This is a genomic window from Nocardia sp. NPDC057668 (assembly GCF_042799795.1).
Classification (GTDB): domain Bacteria; phylum Actinomycetota; class Actinomycetes; order Mycobacteriales; family Mycobacteriaceae; genus Nocardia.
In genome coordinates this window covers 576926-598774 of record NZ_JBHVIC010000002.1, presented here as the reverse complement: position 1 = coordinate 598774, position 21849 = coordinate 576926, and the positions used below count along the sequence as shown (strand labels likewise).

The window sequence follows — 21849 nt, the reverse complement described above, 5'->3', positions numbered from 1 at the left end:
ACACCGAGCCCCACCCGGATTGCCGGGTGGGACTCGGTCGTTCCCGGGGGTTCGGCCCGGGTGTGGCCGGAAGTTACTGTCCCAGAGCCTGTCCCAGGAGGGTGCGGGCCAGGGCTTGGGCGAGGGGGGAGAGCTGGGTCGACCAGGAGCCGTCGGTCAGGGTGGAGGGGACGGTTGTCGTGGTGCAGGCGGGTGGGGTGGGGGCGGCGGAGGTCAGGGCCCGGTCCAGCCAGGTGAAGGTGTGGCCCACGGAGGTCAGGCCTTCGATGCTGTGATTGCTGATCAGGTCGGGGAGGTCGTCGCGGACGTAGGTCACCGACGCGCCGCCGGCGCAGTAGCGGGCGACCAGGTCGTCGACCGCGCGGATCGGGCTCACCTCGTCGTGGACGGCGTTCACGACGTACAGGGGCGTGGTGGGCGTCGCGGTTCCGCGGGCGCGTTCGGCGATGACCGTGCGGATGACCGGGTCGGCGAGCACCTGATCCAGGGGGACCGTCAGCAGGTCGGAATTGGTGACGAACAGGTTCTTCGCGACGGTGGCGGAGACGCAGTCGCGGCCCGCGGCGGCGAGGACCGCGCGGGCGTGCGGCTTCAGGTAGGGATCGAGTGCGGCGGAGAACTCGGGGGAGTCGTGCATCAGCGCGGCGACGCCCATGGCGATCAGGCCGCCGGAGACGCGGCCGCTGACCGAGTGCATCGCCGCGGCGAGATCCGGTACCGGGGCGCCGAGCACCGCCCCCACGACGTTCAGTTCCGGTGCGTAGGACGGGTGCATCTCGGCGGCCCAGCTGGTTCCGACGCCGCCGCCCGAGTACCCGGTCAGGGCGGTGCGGGTCGCCGAGCCGTCCAGGCCGAGTGGTTCGAAGCCCTGGGCGGCCCGAATCCCGTCCAGCACCGTGTATCCCATGACACGCGGGGTGAGGAAGCGGTTGTCGATGCCGCCCGGATCCGGAATCGACACCGCCCAGCCGCGATCCAGCGCGACCGCGACCTGCAGGGCCTCGCCCGGCGGCGGCGAGGACGCGTCGCCGGCGGTCAGCTGGTAGGACGGCATGCACACGCGCTGAACGGCGTCGTAGGCCACCTGCACCGACAGCAGCGGGCGCGGCCCGGAACCGCCCGCCGGGACCAGCACGGTGGTCACCGCGGCGTAGGGCTGGCCGTCGGAATCGGTTGTGCGGTAGAGCAACTGCCACGCGCCGACCGCGAGCGGAACGGATGGCCCCACGTCGACCCGGACCGGTCGACTGGCGAGAATGGTTCCGGGCGTGGTCGATTCGTAGCCGGCGGGTGGTTCGTAGAAGGCGTCTGCCGGGCCGACTTGCGCGGCGACGGGTTCGGCGGAATCGGGCTGGATGGTGAGCGGATCGGCGGTCGTATCGGCGGCGGCGACCGGAACTCCGGCCGGGCCGTAGGCGCCGGCCAGCACGAGCGCGGCCGAGACCGTCGCCGAACGGATGATGGTCGCGAGCGGCTGCCGCGCGCGGGCGGCGTGATGAGTCTGCATCGTTCTTCCGAGTGATTCGAACACGGGTGGGAACCCGGCGCCGCGCATACCCCGTGCGATGCGCGGTGCCGGGAAGCTCTGTCGGACTGCTACGAAATCTCCGCGCTCAGTGGAATGTTCACCCAGCTGGGCGCGTCCGGATCCAGGCGCAGATGCTGCGGGGCGAGCTTGCTGTCCACCAGAATCGGCATGGGCGGCAAGCCCTTCGGGAAGTTGCTCGCGTACACGTCGACGCGCAACCGGTGCCCGGGCTGCAGGACCGCCTCGGTGGGATCCAGCGCGATGTCGAGCACCAGCGGCAGGCCCGGCGTCACGAGCTCTCGCCGGTCGAGGTCGATGTGATACACGGGCCGCGTGTAATCGCCGTCGGCCGTTCTCGTACTGCGGGATTCGTCGATCTGGCGCAGTGAGGCCACCAGCTGGCCCGAGGTGAGCTCGCGCGAGCGGCCGTCGGGCGACACGTCGTTCACGGTGACGACCCAGTACCCGTCCGGCTGATCGAGCACGGTGTTGAGGTGTGCGCTGACGGGACCGGAGATCACCGTCGGCCGGGTGACGGGCGCGCTGGTGAAGCTGAGACCGTTGTTCTCCCAGATGCGCGAATCCTCGCCGCAGGCCATGACGATCGAGGGCACGCCCGCCAGGATGCGCGCGGTGTCACGTGAGCACACCCCGAGCACGCCGGGCGCTACGGTCAGATCGCGCACGCCGCCCTGCCGGGGCTCGCCGGACAGCCCGCCGTCGTACAGCGAGTTCGCGGTCCCGGAACTCTCATCGTTCAAATACATACGGCGGTAACCGGTTTCGGCGGACGGCAGGGCATCCGAGGCGATCCATCCGCCGCCCTGCTGCAACAGGGTGAGCGGGCTGAACCGGTCGATGCCGTTGTCGATGCCCTTGAGCCACCTGTCGAACCACGCGCGCTGCAGCACATCCAGTCGCGGCGGCATGCCCGGATCGCCGAAGCCCTTGACGCCCGCACCCGCGTGGAAGCCCTCGCCGACGACCAGCTTCTTGCGGTCCGGGGTCTGCGGCAGCGCCCGGTAGGTATCGGTGGGCGTGCTGCCGAACAGATCCCACCAGCCGCTGACCATGAAGGTCGGGGCGGTGACGTTCGCGCTGTCGGCCTTCAGCCCCCGGCGCAGCTCCGAATCCGGATCCATCAGATCACGCGTTCCGGCGGTGAGCTGGCCGGTGTTCATCGCCGTGTAGGCGTTGGCGACGACGTCGACCATGGTCAACGGGTCGGCCAGCCTGTCCTGCAACCACTTCAGCTGCTGCCCGGGATCGAACCTGCCCGCGATGATCGACTCCACATCGGGTGCGAACTTGGCCAGGTTCACCACCATCGGCCAGAAGGCCGCGAAGCCGAAACCGACCGCGCCGCCCGGGGCCACGATGTCGTTCACCAGGTCGCCGCTGCCGATGTAGCTGAAGACGGCCTTGATGGCCGGGTTGCCGCGGTCGGCGGCGCGCAGGGCCGCGATGCCGGTGGCGGAGGTGCCCTTCACCGCCACGCTGCCGTCGCTCCAGGGCTGCGCGGTGATCCAGTCGATGACCTCGGCCGCGTCCTGCCGCTCCTGATCGCCGAACATCTGCCACTTCCCCTGGGACGTCCCCGTCCCGCGGATGTCGACGTGCACCATGTTGTAGCCGGCTTTGACCAGGTCGAAGTTGTGCAGGAACGTCTGCAGCGCCCCCGAGCGCAACTGCTGACTCAGATCGGTGAGGCCCTCGAGCCCGGATCCGGCGGGCGCGCCGATGGATCCGATCCAGGGCAGCAGCACGTCGTCCACGCCCGGCACCTGCAGCAGCACCGATGCCAGGTTGATCGCTACCTTGCTGTAGGTCTCGAACTCGACGATCGTCGGCAGCTTGGCGTCGATCGCCCGCCCGCCGCTGCCGGGCCGGGTGACATCGAGTTTGATCACCGTTCCGTCGCTCAGGGTGACCGGTTGCGCCAGGTCCGGAATGATCTCCGCGTACGGCTGCGGCCCATCGACCGCCGCGGTCCAGGCTGCCGCGTACTTCCCGCCGTCGATCCCGGTGAATTCGGGCTCGGCGGTTGCCACCGGACGGATGAAAAGGGTCGCCACGGCGACGCCGACAACGACCACGCCCGCATTTCTGGCGAACAATCTTGCCCCCACCCTCGATTTCATATCGCTCCACATTCATTCGGACGATCCGAAACACAAATGTTTTCCAGAGTTCGGACGTATCGGCCGGTTACGAGTTACCGGCGGGTAGGGACTGTAATGCGGGCCACATCCCGGCGGCAACCGGCATCCACCCCGAATGCTCGAAGAAAGGCCTGGTCAGGGTGATCAGGCTGGCCATTTACCTCAGGGCGACAATATTTTTTCATTCTGCCCGGAGCGAGAAGCGGCATCCTTTCTTCGCGCGCGGAAAAGGCGTCCGGACATTGCGGCGGATCGGCCGTCTGCATTACCGTCTTTACTCGCGAGTAGCTGTGGGGAGGTATCCGGCCGCCCCGGTGGGAAAGGCGATCCAGACATGGTGACCACGGCACGTGCCGCCGGCCTGCGGGACTATCCGGCATTGGTCGACGAACTCGGCGGTGACGGCGTCGCGCTGCTCGGCCGCTTCGGCATTTCCGCCGCCGCCCTCGCCGACGATGCCGCGATCATCCCCGCGGAGTCGATCGGCTGGGCTATGGAAGCCGCCGCCACCGAATTGGGCTGCCCGGATTTCGGCCTCCGGCTGGCCGCGCGGCAGGACACGGCGGTGCTGGGGCCGCTGGCGGTGGCGGTGGCCAATGCCGAAACCGTGGGCGCCGCACTAGACTTCGCCGCGCGCTTCGTGTTCACCCACAACAGCGGCATTTCCATCCGCCTGATCGGAGATCCGGAGGGGCAGCCGGAGGTCATCGGCCTCGAATACCGGGACACAGCCGCCGCAACGGGTTTCGCGCAGGGCGTCGGACTGTCCGCGGGCACGATTCACAAGGCCCTGTCCCAGGTGGCCGGTGCGGACTACGGGCTGCTCTCGATCCACCTGCCGCACGCGCCGCTCGCACCCGAGCAGCTGTATGTCGAATACTTCGGGGCCCCGGTGGTTTTCGAATCGGAGTACACCGTCTTCCGGATTCCGCGGGAGTTGCCCGCCCGCCCGATCGCGGGCAGCAACCAAACCCTGCGCACCATGTCCGTCGACTATCTGACCAGGAACTTCTCCGACCTGGATCACACGATGAGCGCCCGGGTGCGCATCGCGATCGAACAGGTCATCACCACGGCCAAACCCGATATCGGCACCGTGGCCCGTGCGCTGATCATGCACGAGCGCACCCTGCAGCGGGCGCTGGCCGCGGAGGGCACCACGTTCAACGAGGTCCTCGACATCACCCGCCGCGACACCGTTTACCGCCTGCTCCGCGAGACCGATCTCCCGATGAGTCAGATCACCGCGCTGGCCGGACTGGGCGGGCAGTCCGCGCTGACCCGCGTGGTGCGCCGCTGGTTCGGTACGACACCGCAGCAGATCCGCAATTCCGCTCGGGCGCAGCACGGTTCGACAGCCGGTGTGCGTGTCCAGCCGGTGCCGCGCGGGCGGTGAGCGGTCGGCCGGTCGGCGCGGCGCCGTTGCGTTCGATCCCGTTGGGGACACGAACGCGGCCCGGCAGGGTTCGAGCCGCCGGGCGGTCGTGTCGGCGCGCGGTCAGCGGGGAGCCGGGGCGGCCAAATACTCCTGCAGGCCGCGGGACACGGCCGCGTCGCCTTCGACCGTGGGGTGGCCGGGCTGGCCGAAGAAGTCGGGGCCGGGGGTGAAGATCCCGTTCAGCCAGGGGTCGGGGGAGCAGAGGCCGTGGCCGGCGGTCGCGGCGGCGGAGTCGAAGTACTCGATGCCCAGTTCGGTGGCGGCGGCGCGGGGAGCCTGTTGGACGCTGTCGAAGACGTCGGTCACCGCGCTCGCGCGGGGGAGGGCCACGGGGGCGCCGAGGACCGACATGCAGATCGTGTCGTCGCCGGGGGTGTGCATCTCCTGGTAGCCGACCAGGACTATGCGGGCGTTCGGGGCGTAGTAGCGGATGTAGGTGACGATGTCGCGGAGCTTGTCCACGTAGAGCTGGGCCGTCAGCAGGGTCGGGGGATAGGCGGTGGTCGCCGCGTCCGCGGTGCTGCAGCCGCGGACCACGTTCACCAGGCAGGGGGCCAAAGCGTCCTGGGCCCTGTGGTTTTCGCCCCAGGCGTCGTTCAGGCCGAACTGCATCAGCACCGCTTTCGTGCGGTCGCCGAACGCGCCGGAGGCGGCGGCCTGGCGGGCCTGGGTCAGCGCGGTCCAGAAGTTGTCCTCGCCGTGCCGGTACATGTACGACCCGACGCAGGACACGTCCTCGATGTCTTTGCTGTCCCACAACCCCATGCGCTGGGCCAGCTGCGTCGGCCACGAGGTGTCCAGGCGCTGGCACGGCACGCCCGCGGGCTGCGGCTGCATCGTGGCCCAGGTGGCGTTGGCGGTATTCGAATCGCCCATGACGACCAAGGACTTCCCCGGTTGCCCGGGCGCTGTATCAGCAGTCGCCGCCGGCGCGGTGAGCCCGCTCAGCAATACCGCCGATCCGAATACCATCGCGGCGGCGGTGATGAGAGAGCGCATGAGAAAACCCTTCGAGACTCGCGATCGAACCGTCGCCCGACAACCTTCGCAAGGTAAAGGATCGCATTTCAATTTTGTGAAGATTCACATACCCCCGGTGCCCCCAATTCCGGGGGCGCCGAGGAATCGTGAAGCCCCGGCGGCCGGTCGGGTGTCGGCGTGTCATGAACCCGGTGCAACGCCCTAGGCTGCGGAAATGACTCACGACAACGAAGCGCCCGCGCACATCGAGGTCGGATACACGCACCTGTTCGCCGGTCTCGAACTGCGGCCCGACCGCCCGGCCGCCGACTACGAACTTTTGTTCTCCGACGGCTCGGTCGTTCGCGCCGAAGTACTCGGCGGTGCGGCGGGGGAGTCCGTTCTGCGAGTCGATTCGTATCGCACCGAAGCGGGAACGGTTATCCCCGAGCGGGTATGGATGGTGCGCCCCGGTGCGGGCGACGCCGTCAAACTCGGCCGGGCGCTGTGAGGTAACCCGTACCCCGACAGCGCCATTCGGCGAAACGGGGCGAATACGGTGGCGGATATGAACGAGATCGCGATGATCGAGGCGAACGGGCTGGAGTTCGGATATCTCTCGGCGGGACCGGATTCCGGGCCGCTCGCGCTGCTGCTGCACGGGTTCCCGGACACGCCGCATTCGTGGCGGCATGTGGCGAAAGAGCTGGGGGCGGCGGGATACCGGGTCGTCGCGCCCTACATGCGGGGCTACGCACCCACCTCGGTCGCCCCGGACGGGGTCTATCGGGCGGGTGCGCTGGCGGCGGACGCGAACGCGCTGCACGAAGCGTTCGGCGGTGGGGCCGATGCCGTTCTGGTCGGCCACGATTGGGGCGCGCCCGCCGTGTACGGCGCGATCGCCGCGGAGCCGGGACGCTGGCGGCGCGCGGTGGCCATGTCCATGCCGCCGACGGCCGCGCTGCGGGCGGGCTCGCTGAGCTACGAACAGCTCAAACGGTCGTTCTACATCTACCTGTTCCAGACGCCCGTGGCGGAGTCGGTGCTGAACGCGGATTTCATCGCCGGGCTGTGGCGGGACTGGTCGCCGGGCCACGACGAGGATTTGCGGCCGGTCTTCGACGCGCTACGGGCTCCCGAGAACGTCGCGGCGGCACTCGGCTACTACCGCTCGATGCTGAACCCGCCCGCGCGACGGCCGGGACGCCCAGCGGCGCAACCGCTCACGGCGAGTACCGTGCCGGTCCTCTACCTGCACGGCGCGGCCGACGGCTGCCTGAGCTTCGACGCGGTCGACCCCGCGCTCACGAATCATCTACCGCCGGGCTCGCGGCACGCGCTGATAGCGGAAGCGGGCCACTTCCTCCAGGTGGATCAGCCCGCCGCGGTCAACGCCGAGATCCTCGACTGGTTCACGGCAGGTTGAACGAGCCCTTCGCAACGTCGGCCGTGAATCGATCCCAAGCGCCGGAATCGAATACGAGGGCCGCGCCCGCAGGGTTCTTGGAGTCCCGCACCCCAACCACCCCCGCGCCCATGTCGAGTAGCTGGGCGGCTTTGGTCCGGGTCATTCCCGTGCGAGTTCGCCATTCGAAGAGATAGCGGCCGAGTTGTCGGCGCGGCAGGGTCGATCCCGTCTCATTCATGTGGTTTCCCCGCCCCGGGCGAGCGGTCTCACCCGCTTCGCATACATCACCCCATTCCTTCCGGGCGGTGTGCCGGCGATTTCCCGTTGCTGGTTTGGTGCACCCGATTCGGGAAACCCCCGCACTACTGAAGGCGTGTGCTGGTTACAGGCGCTCGGAGCCGGATAAGCGGTCTCCGGATCCGAGTTGCTTTCCGAGCAAGGCGATCAGGAGCGGAGGAGAAGCCGTGAATTTTCGACCGACAGCACTGGGTTACATCCGGAGCGACGTTTCCCGCGTGCAGCAGGCGTGGGATGAAGAGCAGATCCGGAGCCGGGCCCGCCGGCTCGGGTACGACTTCGCGAAAATGGTTGTGGTGGACGGGCGTACGAACGACCGCCCGCTGGCGGGGTTGAAAGCGACCATCGCGCGGATCGAGGCGGAGGCGGTATTCGTGCCCAGCGCGGCGCATTTCGCGGGGGAAGCCGTTCCGGCCAGCCTGATCCGCGTGGCGGATGTCATCACGGTGAATCCGTTCGTCACCTACGCGCGCTGGTCGACCGGGCTGGTGGACAGCGCGGGACAGGGGACGGCGGACACCGCCTGACGCGCGAGCGAACCGCCGTCGAGTGGAACGCTAGGGCGACGGCTGCCGGATGGCGGTGAACACCCGGAGGCAGTGCTCGGTCATCTGTTCCGGTGTGTACCCGGGGTGCTCGCGCCACCACGAGATCGTGGTCGAGACGATGCTGAACCACCAGGCCAGCAGGAGCGAATGGTCCTCGGGCGCGGAGACGCCCGCCGCGTCCAGGACCTCGTCCACGCCCGAAGCGCCCATCCCGTTCAGGGCCTCCTGGTAGCCGCGAGCATGGTCGAACGCCGCGCTGGGGCGGGGCAGGGTCTGGTCGTAGATCACGCGCCAGTTCTGGGTGCGGCCGTCCAGCGCGGTGAAGATCCCGGACAGGGTGGCCAGCGCCCTACCGGACGCACCCGGCACCCCCTGGGCGGCGGCCACCGCCGCGACCAGGCCGTCGCCCGCGCGCCGCACGCACGCGGCGTGCAGGCCGTCGCGGGAACCGAAGTACGTGTAGATCAGCGGCTTGGAAACCCCCGCGGCGGAGGCGATATCGGCCAGCGAGGCGTTCGCGTAGCCGCGATCGCCGAACTCGGCGGTCGCGATGTCGAGGATCTGCTGTTCGCGCTGCTCACGCGGAACGCCCTTGGTCCCGGCCCGATTCGCGGCCGTCTCGCCGCCGGTCACGGGCGGCGCGCGGGATCGATCAGCACGCCGGGATTGAGGATCCCCGCGGGATCCAGGGCCGACTTCGAGGCGCGCAGGGCGGTCGCGAAGGGCTCCGGGCGCTGGTTGTCGTACCACGGGCGGTGATCGCGGCCCACCGCGTGGTGGTGGGTGATGGTGCCGCCGGAGTCCGACAGTGCCTGGGAGACAGCGGCTTTGATCTCGTCCCACTGTTCCACGGTCCGGCCCCAGTGGCCCGCCGCGTAGATCCCGAAGTACGGGGCGGGGCCGTCGGGGTAGACGTGGGTGAAGCGGCAGGTCACCACGCCGGTGATGCCGAGCGCATCGAAGGTCCCGGTGGCGGCGGCGTGCACGGCGGCGCGCAATTCCTCGAAACGATCCCAGGTGCAGGCGGTTTCGAAGGTCTCCACGATCATCGACTGGGCGGCGAGGGCGTCGCGCTGATACGGCATGCGCAGGAACGAGGAGCGCCAGGTGTCCGCCGCGCCGGTGCGCGCCGAATCCTGCTCGGAGTCGGCGGAACTCACGCCGTCGGGTACCCGGCCGCCGTACTCGCCGCAGATCCGCAGGGCGTGCGAGATCGCCTCGTCCACCGGATGATCCGCGGATTCGAAGCCGAGCACCAGCACACCGCCGGAGGTGGGAGTCCCGGCGTTGAGGAACGCCTCCATGGGATCGAGCAGGCGGCAGTTCGCCGGGAACAGGCCCGACTGCGCGATCACCCGGGTCGCGGTGACGGCGGCGGTGTAGTCATCGAACAGCACCGACGCGCCCGACCGCCAGCGCGGTCGCACCTGCACGCGCATCCACGCCTCGGTGATCACGCCCAGAATGCCTTCGGACCCCAGGAACATGCGATCGGGGGAGGGTCCCGCGCCCGACCCGGGCAGCCTGCGCGATTCGCTGATTCCCACCGGCGTCACCACCCGCATGGATTCGACCATGTCGTCGATATGGGTGTAGACCGTCGCGAAGTGCCCGCCCGCGCGCGTCGCCAACCAGCCACCGAGCGTGGAGAATTCGAACGACTGCGGGAAATGCCGCAGGGTCAGATTCTCCGGGCGCAGGGCCTGCTCCAGCGCGGGACCGAGCATCCCCGCCTGGATGCGGGCGGCGCGGCTCACGTGATCGATCTCCAGGATCCGGTTCAGCCCGCCCAGATCCAGCGAGACGACACCCGGGTAGTCCTCGGTTCCGCGCGGTTCCACACCGCCGACCACCGACGTGCCGCCGCCGAACGGGATGACCGCGATCCCGTCGCCGGCGCACCAGTCCAGGACGTCGACCACATCCTGTTCGGTGCGCGGGCGCACCACGAGGTCCGGCACGTTGTCCACGCGGCCGAGCAACGCCCGCACCACATCCCGGAACGCCTGCCCGTGGCCGTGCGCGACGCGATCATACAGGTCCTGGGAAGCCAAGCCGGACAGTGCTTTCGGGGCCTCGATGCGCGAGTCCGGCACCTTCAGCTCGGACAGCGCGGGAGCGTCGTGCACCGACAGGTCGGCGTCGGGGGCGATGGCCTTCACCCGCTCGGTGAGTGCGGCCCGCTCGGCCCCGGTCACCGCGTCCTCGACGTTTCCCCAGCCCCACCACGACCGCGTCATCGCCGTCTCCTCTCACCGCGCTCAGCAATTGAACCCAAGGTAATTTACTGTGAATTCAATTACAAGGGATCGTGCCTTCTGGCGGTGAAACGCCACGGACCCCCGTGCCCGGCCCGGCGCGGTCGCGGATTCCCGCGGCCGGGCTCGGGCAAGATCGAGGGATGAAGGTCATCGTTTTCGGTGGTACGGGCATGGTCGGCCAAGGGGTGCTCCGGGAGTGCCTGCGCGATGCGCGAGTGACGGAGGTGCTCGCGATCGGGCGCGGTTCGACAGGGCTCACCGACCCGAAACTGCGGGAGGTGGTCCAGCCCGACCCGGCCGATCTCTCGGCGCTGTCCGACGAGCTGCCGGGAATCGACGCGTGCTTCTTCTGCCTCGGCGTCTCCTCGGTGGGCATGAAGGAAGACGAGTACCGCCGCATCACCTACGACCTCACCATGCAGGTCGCCCGCACGCTGGCGGCCGCGAATCCGAAGATGACGTTCGTCTACGTCTCCGGACAGGGCACCGACAGCACCGAACAGGGCCGCACGATGTGGGCCCGGGTCAAGGGCAAGACCGAGAACGACCTGCTCGCACTTCCGTTCCGGGCGTACATGTTCCGGCCCGGCTTCATCCAGCCGAAGGACGGCGTGATCTCCAAGACCCCGCTGTACCGCGCCGCCTACGCGGTGACCGGTCCCCTCATCCCCGTGCTCAAACGCCTCGCCCCCAACATCGTCAACGACAATCGCGAGATCGGCCGCGCCATGATCTCCGTCGCCGAATCCGGCTCGGACATCCGCGTGCTGACACCGCGCGACATCACCGCCCGCGCCTGACGCTCGGGTAGAGCGCCGTGGCAGTGCGTATGTGGGGCGAACTCACCGCTCCTCCGCCGCACGCTGCCAGGCCGAATCCCGGAGCAGGCGCAGACCGTTGAGTGCCACCAGCAGTGTGGAGCCTTCGTGACCTGCCACCCCCAGCGGAAGCGGGAGCGTCCCGGCCAGGTCCCAGATGACAAGGGCGGCAATGCAGGTGGCGGCGATCGTCAGGTTGGCGATGACGACGCGCCGTGCACGGCGGGACAGGGCGATGACAGCCGGGACCGCGGTGAGGTCCTCGTGAATCAGAATCGCGTCCGCGGTGTGCAGCGTGAGGTCTGCCGCGGGGCTGTTCATGGCTATGCCGACGGTCGCCGTGGCGAGCGCGGGTGCGTCATTGATGCCGTCGCCGACCATGGCAACGCGCTCGCCACCGGCTTGCAGGGCGTGGATCGCGGCGGCCTTGTCCGCGGGCAGCAGGTTCGCGCGGACGTCGGTGATGCCCACCGCGCCCGCGAGCAGCGTTGCGGCGCGGTGGTTGTCGCCGGTCAACAGGATCGGGTCGGCAGCGGTCAACCGCCGCGCCGCGGCGACCGTGCGCCGCGCTTCGGGGCGGACCCGGTCGGTCAGGGCCAGCACGCCGACGGGAGTGCCGTCCCGGGTGACGATCACGGCCGTGCGGCCCCCGGCCTCGAGGCGCCGGATGGTTTCCGTCGTGCAATCCTCGGCGACCCGCGGTGCGCCGGGCGCGGTCACCGCGACGCGATGGCCTTCCACCAGCGCGGACACACCCTGCCCGGGTGTGGCGAGGAAGTCATCGGCGATGGGCACCGGCAGTTTTCGCGCATCGGCGGCGCGGATTATCGCGGCGGCGAGTGGATGTTCACTCGGCCGTTCGGCGGCCGCTGCCAGGCGCAGCAGCTCGTCTTCGTCGAATCGTGTTTCCAGACGGTGGATTTCGGCGAGTTCCGGCGTCCCGCGGGTCAGGGTTCCCGTCTTGTCGAACGCGATCCGCGAGACAGCGCCCAGCTGTTCCATGACCACCGCGGATTTGACCAGCACACCGTGCCGCCCGGCATTGGCCATCGCGGCCAGCAGTGGCGGCATGGTCGCGAGCACTACCGCGCACGGTGAGGCCACGATCATGAAGGTCATCGCCCGCAGCAGCGCGCGCTGCAGGGTGTCGCCGCAGATCAGCGGTATCGCGAACAGCAGGAGCGTGGCCGCGACCATGCCGAGGGAATACCGCTGCTCGACCTTCTCGATGAACAGTTGCGTGCGGGCCTTGGTGCGGCCCGCGTCCTGGACCAGGGTGGCGATCCGCGCCACCACCCACTCCGCGGCCCGCCGATCCACGCGCACCCGCAACGCGCCGGTGCCGTTGAGCGTCCCGGCGAAGACCTCGTCGCCCGCGGTCTTCGGTACCGGCATCGACTCCCCGGTGATGGTGGCCTGATCGACCTCGCTGCCGCCCCCGATCACGGTGCCGTCGGCCGGAATTCGCTCTCCCGGGCGGACCAGCAGCACGTCGCCCACCACGAGGTCGGCCGCCCGCACCACCCGTTCCGCGCCCGAGGGATCCAGCCGGGTCGCGGTGTCCGGCGCGAGATCGAGCAGCCCCCGCACCGAATCCTCGGTGCGCGCCGTGGCGAACGCCTCCAGCGCACCCGAGGTCGCGAAGATGACGATCAGCAGCGCGCCGTCGGTGACCTGGCCGATCGCCGCCGCGCCGAGCGCGGCGACCACCATCAGCAGATCTACGTCCAGTGTCCGTTCGCGCAGCGCGCGCAGCCCCGCCAGCCCGGGTTCCCAGCCACCCGCCGCGTAGCAGCTCAGGTAGCACGCCCACCACATCCACTCGGGCGCGCCGGCGAGCTGCGCGCCCAGCCCGATCACGAACAGCCCGAGGGCTGCTGCGGCCCAGCGGGTTTCGGTCAGGTCGAACGGCCGGGTGCGACGCACCGGTGCGTCGGACGGGGCGAACTCGGACGGTACGACGGTCGGCGCGATCACCGGTCTCCTCCGGGACGAACGGTCGGGAACGCGGCCACGATAACAGAAAATATGAAGATCTATTCATGTGTTGTGGCACACTAAGCTCTCCGGTCATGGGACATGGAGTCGAAGGGCGCGACCGCCCGCCGGTGCGGCTTGACGCCGCCGCGGCCGCCCATGTCGCCAACACCCTCCAGGCCCTGGCCACCCCCAGCCGGCTGCTGATCCTGACCGAACTGCGGCACGGGCCGCTGCCGGTGACCGAACTCGCCGAGGCGATCGGCATGGAGCAGTCGGCGGTCTCGCATCAGCTGCGCCTGCTGCGCAATCTCGGCCTGGTCGTCGGCACCCGCGCGGGCCGCAGCATCATCTACAGCCTGCACGACAATCACGTCGCGCAGCTGCTCGACGAGGCGATCTACCACAGCGAACACCTGCGCCTGGGCCTGTCCGACCGGCCCGGAAACGCGAGCTGACCGCTTCCCTCGGGTATTCGCCGGCGCGCTCCGCCTGGACCCGCACTATCTCGGCAGCAGGCTCGGCCGACGCGTCCCCCACGTTCGGCCGGATCGGCCCCGCGCCCGGGAACTTTCCGCGAGCCCCGGCTGAAAACTATGGCGGATAGTAGGTTTGGCGGGCAGTGGCCGGGCAGGGTCGCCCGGCCGGGCGTGGATCGGACGGGGTTGGGGTTATGAAGGGCCTGGGTGCGCTGGAGAGCCAGGTGATGGCGGTGCTGTGGGAGAGCGCGGACGCGCTGTCCGTGCACGACCTGGTGGCGGGACTCGGCACCGACGAGCGGGTGCCCGCCTACACCACCGTGCTGACCGTGGTGACGCATCTGTGGGAGAAGGGCTGGGTGCGGCGGGAGAAGGTGGGGCGGTCGTATCGATACCGGCCCAGCCGGACCCGGGCCGAGGCGACCACCGATCTGCTGCGCGAGATCCTCGACGAGAGTCCCGACGCGCCGGCGGTACTGCTGCATTTGGCGCGCACCGCGAGCGCCCGCGAGGTGGAAGCGTTGCGGCGCGGGCTATCCGGCGGCGGGAGTACCGCGTGATCGTGATAACCGCCCTGCTGGCAGCGGGTTTCGCACTCGCGGTGGCCGCGCCGCGCGTGCTGGCCCGCATCGACTTCAGCGCCGCCCCGCGCATCGGGATGGCGGCCTGGCTGGGCGCGATCGCGGCCGTCATGGGCAGCGCCGTGCTGGTGCTGATCGCGCTGGCCTGGCAGGGGGACCCGCCGGGGGAGCGGGCCGCGAAGGCGCTGGCGCGCAGTCTGGCCGCGCTCGAGCCGCTGGTGATCACCTGGACCGCGGGGCTCATCATGCCGGTGGTGTTGATCGGCATGATCGTGCCGACCGGGCAGCTGGCGCGCATCGCAATCGGGCATCGCGGCCGGGAGGCGGCACTGCGCCGCCGGCACTCCGAACTCATCGAGATACTGGGCCGCGCGGACCCCGCCGGCGCGCGGCTGGTCCGGCTCGACCATCCGATTCCGCTGGCGTACAGCGTCGCCGGACGTGGCGGCTACGTCGTGGTCACCGACGGGCTGGCGCGCTGCCTGACCGACGCGCAGTGGCGGGCCGTACTCGCGCACGAGAACGCGCACCTGCGCGGGTTCCACCACCACATTCTGGGGGCGTGCCAGATTCTGGCCCGGGCGTTCGGGTGGGTGCCGCTGTTCACCGCGACCCCGGCCGCCATGGCCACCCTGCTCGAACTCGCCGCCGATCGCACCGCCGCGAACTCGACAGATCCGCAGTCGCTCTACACCGCGCTGCGCACCGTCGCCGCGCACGCCGCCGGTGCGCCCGCCGGTCGCCTCGGGCTGATCGACGCCGACCTGGCCACCCGCCTGGAATGCCTTGCCGCGGCGCCGGAATCGCGCTCGGCCGCGCGGTGCACGGCCGCCGCCATGCTGGTGGCGACGCTGTCGCTGGCCCCGCTCGCGGCGGTCGTCGCCGTCGGATCGATCACCGGGCTGGTCGGCTTGATCGCGGCCTGACAATCGGCCACGAAAAACTATCTTCCATAGTAATTTGACGGAAGGGTGCGCGCCGGCGGGACCCGCGGAAGCGCCGGCATCGCGGTTCGCGTGCGCCCAAAATGTGAAATGGAACTAGTTCAGAAACGAGAAGCCTTGCGTTTCACGCTTTTCCGCCCGTGGAGGGCGATGCCGGTGCTCGCGGCCACGGCCCTGGTCGGGGCCGGTCTCGCCGCCCCCGGTCCGGCCGCCGCGGACCCGCACGGCGATCCCGGGCAGACCCGCTATTCGCTGGTCGACGGCTGCTTTCGAATCGAAACCCCCGCCGGGCCACTGGTTCCCGCGGCCGGGCCGTTCCGCATGCGCGCCACCGCGCTCGGCGAATACCTGCTGTACGGGCGGCAGCGCGAGGTGCTGGAAGCGACCGGCGGTGCGATTCGGGCCGCGCGAGAACCCTCGGACGCCGCGGTGTGGACGGTGAACGGCTCGGGTGCTGCCGGATTCACGATCTCGAACGGCACGCTGAGCACGCCCGCGGTCTTCGCGCCCGACACCGGCTGCGCGGAATTCCCGGAGGCACAGGCCAATGCGCACGGCACGCCGGGCTCGGGTGTCGGCGCGGATGGCTCGATCGTGGGCACCATCGACGCGCACGCGCACGTCACCGCCTACGAATTCATGGGCGGCGATTTCCACTGCGGCCGGCCCTGGCATCGATTCGGGGTCACCTACGCGCTGCCCGACTGCGCGCAATATCGCACCGGCACCAACGGTCTGGTCGCGAGCTTCCTCGATTACGGTGAGCCCTTCCGCAAGTCGGATACCACGGGCTGGCCCGGATTCCGGGACTGGCCGAAACCCTCGGTGCTGACCGCGGAGGGCGCCTACTGGACCGGCATCGAGCGGTCGTGGAAGGCCGGGCTGCGGGTGCTGACGGTCGATCTGGTCGACAACGAATCGCTGTGCGCGATGATGACCGACCGCCGAAACCCCTGCGACGACATGGCTTCGGTGCGCACGCAGGCGGCCGGGCTGCGCGCGCTGGAGAACTACATCGACGCCCAGTCCGGCGGTCCGGGACGGGGGTTCTTCCGCATCGTCACCGATCCGGGCCAGGCCCGCGCGGTGGCGGCGGCGGGCAAGCTCGCCGTGGTCCTGGGGATGGAGGTGTCGAATCCGCTGGGCTGCGGGGTGTTCCTCGGTCAACCGCAGTGCACCCGGGGCGATGTCGACCGCAGTCTGACCGAACTCCGGGCACTGGGGGTCAGCAGCTTCTTCCCGGTCCACAAGTTCGACAACGCGTTCGGCGGCACGAAGATGGACCATGATGTGACCGGTCTGCTCGTGAACGCCGGCAACTTCATGCAGACCGGGACCTTCTGGAACGTGCAGACCTGCACCGGTCCCGAACATGACAGCACCCAGCCGTCGGTGCCCGTCGCCGGACACATCAACCAGTTCCTGAGCCTGCTGACCGGTCCGCTGCTCGGCGGTGCGCCGCTGCCGCTGTACGCTCCCGGATCGCATTGCAACGCCAGGGGATTGACCGAGCTGGGCGAGTACCTGATCAACCGGATGATCGACCTCGGGTTCCTGATCGAAGTCGATCACCTGAGCGAGGCCACCGCCGGCGAGGTCATGTCCATCATCGAGCGGCGCGGCTATCCCGGCGTGTTGTCCTCGCACGGGTGGGACTCGGACAAGACGACGAAAAGAGTCTATGCCGCAGGAGGTTTCGCCACGCCGTACGCGGGCGGCCCCGCGGGATTCGTGGAGAACTGGCGGGCGGCGCGCGCCATGCCCCGGCCCGCCGGTGAGTTCGGGTACGGCTTCGGCTCGGACATGAACGGCATCGCCGGGCAGGGCGGTCCCATCGGACCCGGGATCGTCGCCTACCCGTTCACCTCGTATGACGGCAGCGTGGTCTTCGACCGGGAGCGCTGGGGCGAGCGCACTTTCGACATCGGAACCGACGGCACCGCCACCTACGGCAGCTACGCCGACTGGCTCGAAGCCGTCCGGGTCCTGGGCGGCCCGGAGATCATGAGCGACGTGTTCCGCGGCGCGGAGGTCTACCTCCGGCTGTGGGAGCGGGTGCGGAGCTGATTGAATTGCGACACAAGGGATTTTCCGTGCAGAACACACTATTCGACGGTGCGCGCCGGACCACCGTGCGCGTGAGACTGACCCGCGGATCCGCGCGGGCCGCGGTGGTACTGGCACTGCTGGCCGGGGCGCTCGGCATCCCGGCCGAGCACCTCACCCCCGCCGCGCAGGCCGATCCCGCCGCCCTGCGGGGTCCGCTGAGCACCGTGGGCCGGTACATCGTGGACGCGAACGGTCAACGCGTGAAACTGAAGTCGGGCAACTGGCACGGTTCCAGCGGCACCTGGCAGGGCAACGGCAGCGACGAGGACGACGCGAACAACTTCGCCGGGGAGACCGGCCATCGCGCTCCGCTGGGTCTGGACCGCGTGCCCATGGGACAGCTGATCGCGGACTTCCGAGCGCTGGGGTTCAACAGCATTCGGCTGCCCTTCTCCAACGAGATGATGGGTGACGCCCGCCCGGTGCGGGGGCTGACCGCGAACCCCGGACTCAACGGGCTCACCCCGCTCGAGGTGTTCGACCGGGCCGTCGCCGCGCTCACCGACGCCGGACTCGCCGTCATCCTGAACAACCACACCACCGCCACCCGCTGGTGCTGCGCGGTGGACGGCAGCGAACGCTGGAACTCCGGGCAGAGCACCGAGAAGTGGATCGAGGACTGGGCATTCCTGGCCGCGCGCTACCGATCGAATCCCGGTGTGGTGGGCGCGGATCTGCGCAACGAGGTGCGCCGTGACACCTGGGACAACCCGAACTGGGGGCTGGGCGACAAACACGACTGGGCCGCCGCCGCCGAGCGGGCGGGCAACCGAATCCTGGCCGACGCCAACCCGAATCTGCTCATCATGATCGAAGGCATCAACTGGTCCGGCATTCCGACCGACCTTACCTGGCACGACCGGCCCATCCTGAAGCCGCTGAAAGACCTGTCCGCCACGCTGGTTCGCTCGCACAAACTCGTCTACGCCGCGCACTTCTACGGCTACATCGGCCCGAAGCACACCGGGGCGAGCGGCTGGGGCGAAACCCACGACGCCCGCTTCCGGGAGCTGGCCCGCGGCGAGTTGTTCGCCGCGATGGACACGCTCGCGGGCTACGCCGCCACCACCCCGGACCGGCATTTCACCGCGCCGGTGTGGATCAGCGAATTCGGCATCGGCAAGGACGCGGAGGCGCAGGACCGCGCGTGGTTCGCGAACATGGTCGACTTCCTGATCGAGCGCGATCTCGACTTCGCGTACTGGCCCGTCGTCGGATTCCAGCACGGTGATCAGGGCAATCAGTGGGGACTGGTGCGGTACGACACCGACGGCGCCGTGCGCCGCGCGGTGGACGCCGACGATTGGCGCGCCCCGCATATCCAGCGGCTGCTGGCGCACGACGGTACGACCGGCCCGGTCGCACCGGTGCGGACCTGGTCGATGCTCTCGGCCCGCCATGCCGACGACAACGCCTCGCTGCGCGCGGCGAGCGACTGGGATGCGGGCGCGCGCAAACTGGCGTGCCCCGACGATCAGCGGCTGATCGGCATCACCAGCCGCGGGCAGGGCGGGCTGTGCACCGACGCGACCCAGGCCGCGCTGTGGCAGCCCGACACCCGGGCCACGGTCGTTAAACAGGAGCTCGTCACCACCGACTGGGCGCGCGGCTTCACCAAATACCAGTGCGCGGACGGGCAATTCATGATCGGGTACAGCCTGCGCGGGGACAGCGTGTCCGCCGTGCTGTGCGCGCCCGGGCGGATTCCCCTGGCCGGCGCGGGCCGCACCCTCTGGGCCGACCGCGGCGACACCCGCCCCGCGTCCGGCGAGGGCGGCGACTACGCGACGGGTTACTACAAAGCGCAGTGCGACGCGAACGAATACGCGGCCGGCATCGGTTTCTCGCGCGGCATCCTGCGCGGCGGTCACCCCGACGCGCTGTACTGCCGCGCGCTCTGAGTTGTAACCGGTGACTCGTTCTGATGCGGCGTGACACCGGCGGGATAGCGCCGCGCAGCCGGAGGCCGCGAGGCGGCGATCCGCGACCCGGCCCGCCGCGGCGGGCAGTGCCGTTTCCCGTCTTTGACCCTTGACTGACCTGAACTTTTGGATTTCTTTACCTTTATTGGAGATTTCGGTAGCCTCGACGAAGACCCACGGGCTTCTCCCGCTGGCGACCAATCCTTGATCGTGTTGTGCGGACCTGCCCCGGAGGCGTGTGTAGTGGATGTTTCTCTGACCATGTGGGCGGTGACGGTCGCCGTCCTGAGCGCCCTCATCGCCGTCGACTTCTTCATCGGCCGCAAACCGCACGACGTCTCCATGAAGGAAGCCGGCATCTGGACCGTGGTCTGGATCGCGCTGGCCGCGCTGTTCGGCCTCGGCCTGCTGTTCATGGGCGAATCCCAGGCGTCGACCGAATTCTTCGCCGGCTTCATCACCGAGAAGTCGCTGAGCGTGGACAACCTCTTCGTCTTCGTGCTGATCATGGCCAAGTTCTCGGTGCCCTCGCACCTGCAACAGCGCGTGCTGCTGTTCGGCGTGCTCATCGCGCTGGTGCTGCGCGCGGCCTTCATCGGCGCCGGCGCGGCCATCATCTCCAACTTCTCGTGGGTGTTCTACATCTTCGGCGCGTTCCTGATCTACACCGCGTGGAAGCTCATCAAGGAGGCGCGGGCCGAGGAAGAGGACGAGGAGTTCGAGGAGAACCGGCTCCTGAAGTCCATCGAGCACCGGTTCGGCGTCGCCGACCAGTACCACGGCACCAAGCTGTTCGTTCAGAAGAACGGCAAGCGCATCATGACCCCGCTGCTGGTGGTCATGCTCGCCATCGGCACCACCGACATCCTGTTCGCCCTGGACTCGATTCCGGCCATCTTCGGCCTGACCCAGGACCCGTACATCGTGTTCACCGCCAACGCGTTCGCGCTGATGGGCCTGCGCCAGCTGTACTTCCTGCTGGGCGGACTGCTCAAGAAGCTGATCCACCTGAGCTACGGGCTGTCGGTGATCCTGGGCTTCATCGGCGTCAAGCTGGTGCTGCACGCGCTGCACGAGTCCGGCGTGGATGTCCCGGAGATCTCCACCCCGCTCTCGCTCGGCGTCATCTGCGGCGTACTGGTCGTCACCACCGTCACCAGTCTCGTCGCGGCCCGCAAACTGGAGGCCGCGGACTCCGCCAAGTAAGCCCGCAAGCGCCGGGCGACACCGCCCGGAATCCACCGCCCGCCGGTCGCGTCACGCGCCGGCGGGCGGTGCGCTGTCCGGGGCGGGCGCGGTCTGGTCGCGCCCGTCCCGGTGTGCGGCATAATCCCCGGTAGTCGGTACGATTCGGGCGATTTCCGAGGTGCGTGACCGCCATGTCCGGAGGCGCGCCAGCGACTCGGCGCGACACGCTCAGCGGCGGGGGAGAATTCTCGCGCAGCCTTCCTGGTTGTGAGCGTGTGTTCCGCTATCGTTCATCGCACTGTTCGATGCTGCTACTGGCGCGCCAAGGCTGATTCGTCGATTCCGGAGCACTCGACCGGTCCGGCACTGCCCAAAAGCGAGCCCCCGACCGTCTCCGAAAGATCGAGGGAACGTGCCTGTACCCCTTACTCTCGCCGGCCGTCTGGTACGGCTGGAACCCCTTGCGCCACAGCATGCTTCGGGTCTTGCGGAGGCGGCAGCAGGGAACCGCGACGATTACGCCTTCACCCCCGTGCCGCACGGGGTCGACGAGGCGCTCGAATACGTCTCGGCCGCGCTGGCCGGACACGCGGCCGGCACCTCGCTGGCCTTCGCCATCATCGCCGTCGCGAGCGGCAGAGTGCTGGGCTCCACCAGATTCAGTCGCTTCGACTACTGGCAGGGGCCGGTGGTCTGGCCGCGGGTGCACGGACTGCCGCACGGCGACCCGCTGCTGGCCATGCCGGACGCCGCCGAGATCGGCAACACCTGGCTCTCCCGCGAGGCGCGCGGGACGGGCATCAATCTCGAATCCAAGCTGCTGCTGTTGCAGCACGCCTTCGACACCTGGCGGGTCCGGCGCATCGCGCTGCGGGCCGATATGCGGAATCTGCGCTCCCGCATGGCCATCGAGCGCATCGGGGCGACCAGCGACGGCGTCCGCCGCGCGCACTCGCGCGGACTGGACGGCGAGGTGCGCAGCACCGCGTTCTACTCGATCCTGGACGAGGAATGGCCGCACGTGCGAGACACCATCGCCGGGCAGCTCCGCACGATTCCGGCAGCTCACGACAGACTGATCGACGCGTAGTTTCGCGACTATACTTCCGGGTGTTGCACTGGTCGGTCGCCGAGGAGAGATCAGTCCGAGTCGGGTGACTCGGCGGCCGGCGGAACCCTCGGATCACATAGTCAGCAACCGGGCGCGGGGTCGCGCGCCACGACGCTCG

General features: G+C 69.3%; 19 protein-coding genes. 12 read left to right on the top strand and 7 right to left on the bottom strand.

Annotated features, from left to right (window positions below):
• Positions 1 to 73: 73 nt before the first annotated feature.
• The gene (locus tag ACFVBH_RS15555) at positions 74 to 1507 is read right to left on the bottom strand and encodes a lipase family protein (protein ID WP_379002176.1); all 1434 of its coding nucleotides are present in this window, start codon (positions 1505 to 1507) and stop codon (positions 74 to 76) included.
• An 89-nt stretch (positions 1508 to 1596) separates the two neighbouring features.
• Positions 1597 to 3579: a CocE/NonD family hydrolase gene (locus ACFVBH_RS15550; protein WP_379002174.1), complete on the bottom strand. Its 1983-nt coding sequence runs from the start codon at positions 3577 to 3579 to the stop codon at positions 1597 to 1599.
• Between the two features lie 445 nt (positions 3580 to 4024).
• On the opposite strand from ACFVBH_RS15550, the gene ACFVBH_RS15545 reads away from it, so the two are divergent.
• Positions 4025 to 5086: an AraC family transcriptional regulator gene (locus ACFVBH_RS15545; protein WP_379002173.1), complete on the top strand. Its 1062-nt coding sequence runs from the start codon at positions 4025 to 4027 to the stop codon at positions 5084 to 5086.
• Between the two features lie 102 nt (positions 5087 to 5188).
• Here ACFVBH_RS15545 and ACFVBH_RS15540 read toward each other — a convergent pair whose 3' ends face one another.
• Complete coding sequence (locus ACFVBH_RS15540; RefSeq protein ID WP_379002171.1) at positions 5189 to 6127, bottom strand: SGNH/GDSL hydrolase family protein; 939 nt, start codon at positions 6125 to 6127, stop codon at positions 5189 to 5191.
• 196 nt (positions 6128 to 6323) lie between these two features.
• On the opposite strand from ACFVBH_RS15540, the gene ACFVBH_RS15535 reads away from it, so the two are divergent.
• On the top strand, positions 6324 to 6599 hold the full coding sequence (locus ACFVBH_RS15535; RefSeq protein ID WP_354989798.1) for a hypothetical protein: 276 nt from the start codon (positions 6324 to 6326) through the stop codon (positions 6597 to 6599).
• 57 nt (positions 6600 to 6656) lie between these two features.
• A complete protein-coding gene (locus tag ACFVBH_RS15530; protein WP_379002170.1) occupies positions 6657 to 7514 on the top strand; it encodes an alpha/beta fold hydrolase in 858 nt (285 codons plus the stop codon).
• Here ACFVBH_RS15530 and ACFVBH_RS15525 read toward each other — a convergent pair.
• Positions 7501 to 7734 carry a DUF397 domain-containing protein gene (locus ACFVBH_RS15525; protein ID WP_379002169.1) on the bottom strand — a complete coding sequence of 78 codons (234 nt, stop codon included), beginning with the start codon at positions 7732 to 7734 and terminating at the stop codon, positions 7501 to 7503. The genes ACFVBH_RS15530 and ACFVBH_RS15525 overlap by 14 nt on opposite strands.
• A 226-nt stretch (positions 7735 to 7960) precedes the next feature.
• On the opposite strand from ACFVBH_RS15525, the gene ACFVBH_RS15520 reads away from it, so the two are divergent.
• Positions 7961 to 8320 (top strand): hypothetical protein, encoded by a 360-nt coding sequence (locus ACFVBH_RS15520; RefSeq protein WP_379002167.1) that lies wholly within the window; start codon positions 7961 to 7963, stop codon positions 8318 to 8320.
• 30 nt (positions 8321 to 8350) lie between these two features.
• Here ACFVBH_RS15520 and ACFVBH_RS15515 read toward each other — a convergent pair whose 3' ends face one another.
• Positions 8351 to 8974: a TetR/AcrR family transcriptional regulator gene (locus tag ACFVBH_RS15515; protein ID WP_379002166.1), complete on the bottom strand. Its 624-nt coding sequence runs from the start codon at positions 8972 to 8974 to the stop codon at positions 8351 to 8353.
• Positions 8971 to 10581, bottom strand: a complete 1611-nt coding sequence (locus tag ACFVBH_RS15510) for an FAD-binding oxidoreductase (RefSeq protein WP_379002165.1) — start codon at positions 10579 to 10581, stop codon at positions 8971 to 8973. The genes ACFVBH_RS15515 and ACFVBH_RS15510 overlap by 4 nt, the downstream gene beginning before the upstream one ends.
• A gap of 161 nt (positions 10582 to 10742) precedes the next feature.
• Here ACFVBH_RS15510 and ACFVBH_RS15505 point away from each other — a divergent pair, with 161 nt between their 5' ends.
• Positions 10743 to 11402 carry an NAD-dependent epimerase/dehydratase family protein gene (locus ACFVBH_RS15505; RefSeq protein ID WP_379002164.1) on the top strand — a complete coding sequence of 220 codons (660 nt, stop codon included), beginning with the start codon at positions 10743 to 10745 and terminating at the stop codon, positions 11400 to 11402.
• Positions 11403 to 11444: 42 nt separating this feature from the next.
• On the opposite strand, the gene ACFVBH_RS15500 is transcribed toward ACFVBH_RS15505, so the two are convergent.
• Positions 11445 to 13397 (bottom strand): heavy metal translocating P-type ATPase, encoded by a 1953-nt coding sequence (locus ACFVBH_RS15500; protein WP_379002162.1) that lies wholly within the window; start codon positions 13395 to 13397, stop codon positions 11445 to 11447.
• 95 nt (positions 13398 to 13492) lie between these two features.
• Between ACFVBH_RS15500 and ACFVBH_RS15495 the strand changes: the two genes are divergently transcribed.
• The 7 genes from ACFVBH_RS15495 to ACFVBH_RS15465 all read left to right on the top strand — a co-directional run bounded on the left by ACFVBH_RS15495 (position 13493) and on the right by ACFVBH_RS15465 (position 21710).
• Entirely contained in the window at positions 13493 to 13855 is a 363-nt protein-coding gene (locus ACFVBH_RS15495) for a metalloregulator ArsR/SmtB family transcription factor (RefSeq protein ID WP_354989790.1), read from the top strand.
• Positions 13856 to 14070: 215 nt separating this feature from the next.
• Positions 14071 to 14436 carry a BlaI/MecI/CopY family transcriptional regulator gene (locus tag ACFVBH_RS15490; RefSeq protein ID WP_379002161.1) on the top strand — a complete coding sequence of 122 codons (366 nt, stop codon included), beginning with the start codon at positions 14071 to 14073 and terminating at the stop codon, positions 14434 to 14436.
• Positions 14433 to 15383, top strand: coding sequence for a M56 family metallopeptidase (locus ACFVBH_RS15485; protein ID WP_379002160.1), 951 nt, complete (start codon positions 14433 to 14435; stop codon positions 15381 to 15383). The genes ACFVBH_RS15490 and ACFVBH_RS15485 overlap by 4 nt, the downstream gene beginning before the upstream one ends.
• Before the next feature lie 168 nt (positions 15384 to 15551).
• The gene (locus ACFVBH_RS15480; RefSeq protein ID WP_379002159.1) at positions 15552 to 17468 is read left to right on the top strand and encodes a peptidase; all 1917 of its coding nucleotides are present in this window, start codon (positions 15552 to 15554) and stop codon (positions 17466 to 17468) included.
• A 26-nt stretch (positions 17469 to 17494) separates the two neighbouring features.
• Positions 17495 to 19411, top strand: coding sequence for a glycoside hydrolase family 5 protein (locus tag ACFVBH_RS15475; RefSeq protein ID WP_379002158.1), 1917 nt, complete (start codon positions 17495 to 17497; stop codon positions 19409 to 19411).
• Positions 19412 to 19675: 264 nt separating this feature from the next.
• Positions 19676 to 20638 carry a TerC/Alx family metal homeostasis membrane protein gene (locus ACFVBH_RS15470; protein ID WP_354989785.1) on the top strand — a complete coding sequence of 321 codons (963 nt, stop codon included), beginning with the start codon at positions 19676 to 19678 and terminating at the stop codon, positions 20636 to 20638.
• Positions 20639 to 21032: 394 nt separating this feature from the next.
• Positions 21033 to 21710 carry a GNAT family N-acetyltransferase gene (locus ACFVBH_RS15465; protein ID WP_379002157.1) on the top strand — a complete coding sequence of 226 codons (678 nt, stop codon included), beginning with the start codon at positions 21033 to 21035 and terminating at the stop codon, positions 21708 to 21710.
• Positions 21711 to 21849: the final 139 nt, after the last annotated feature.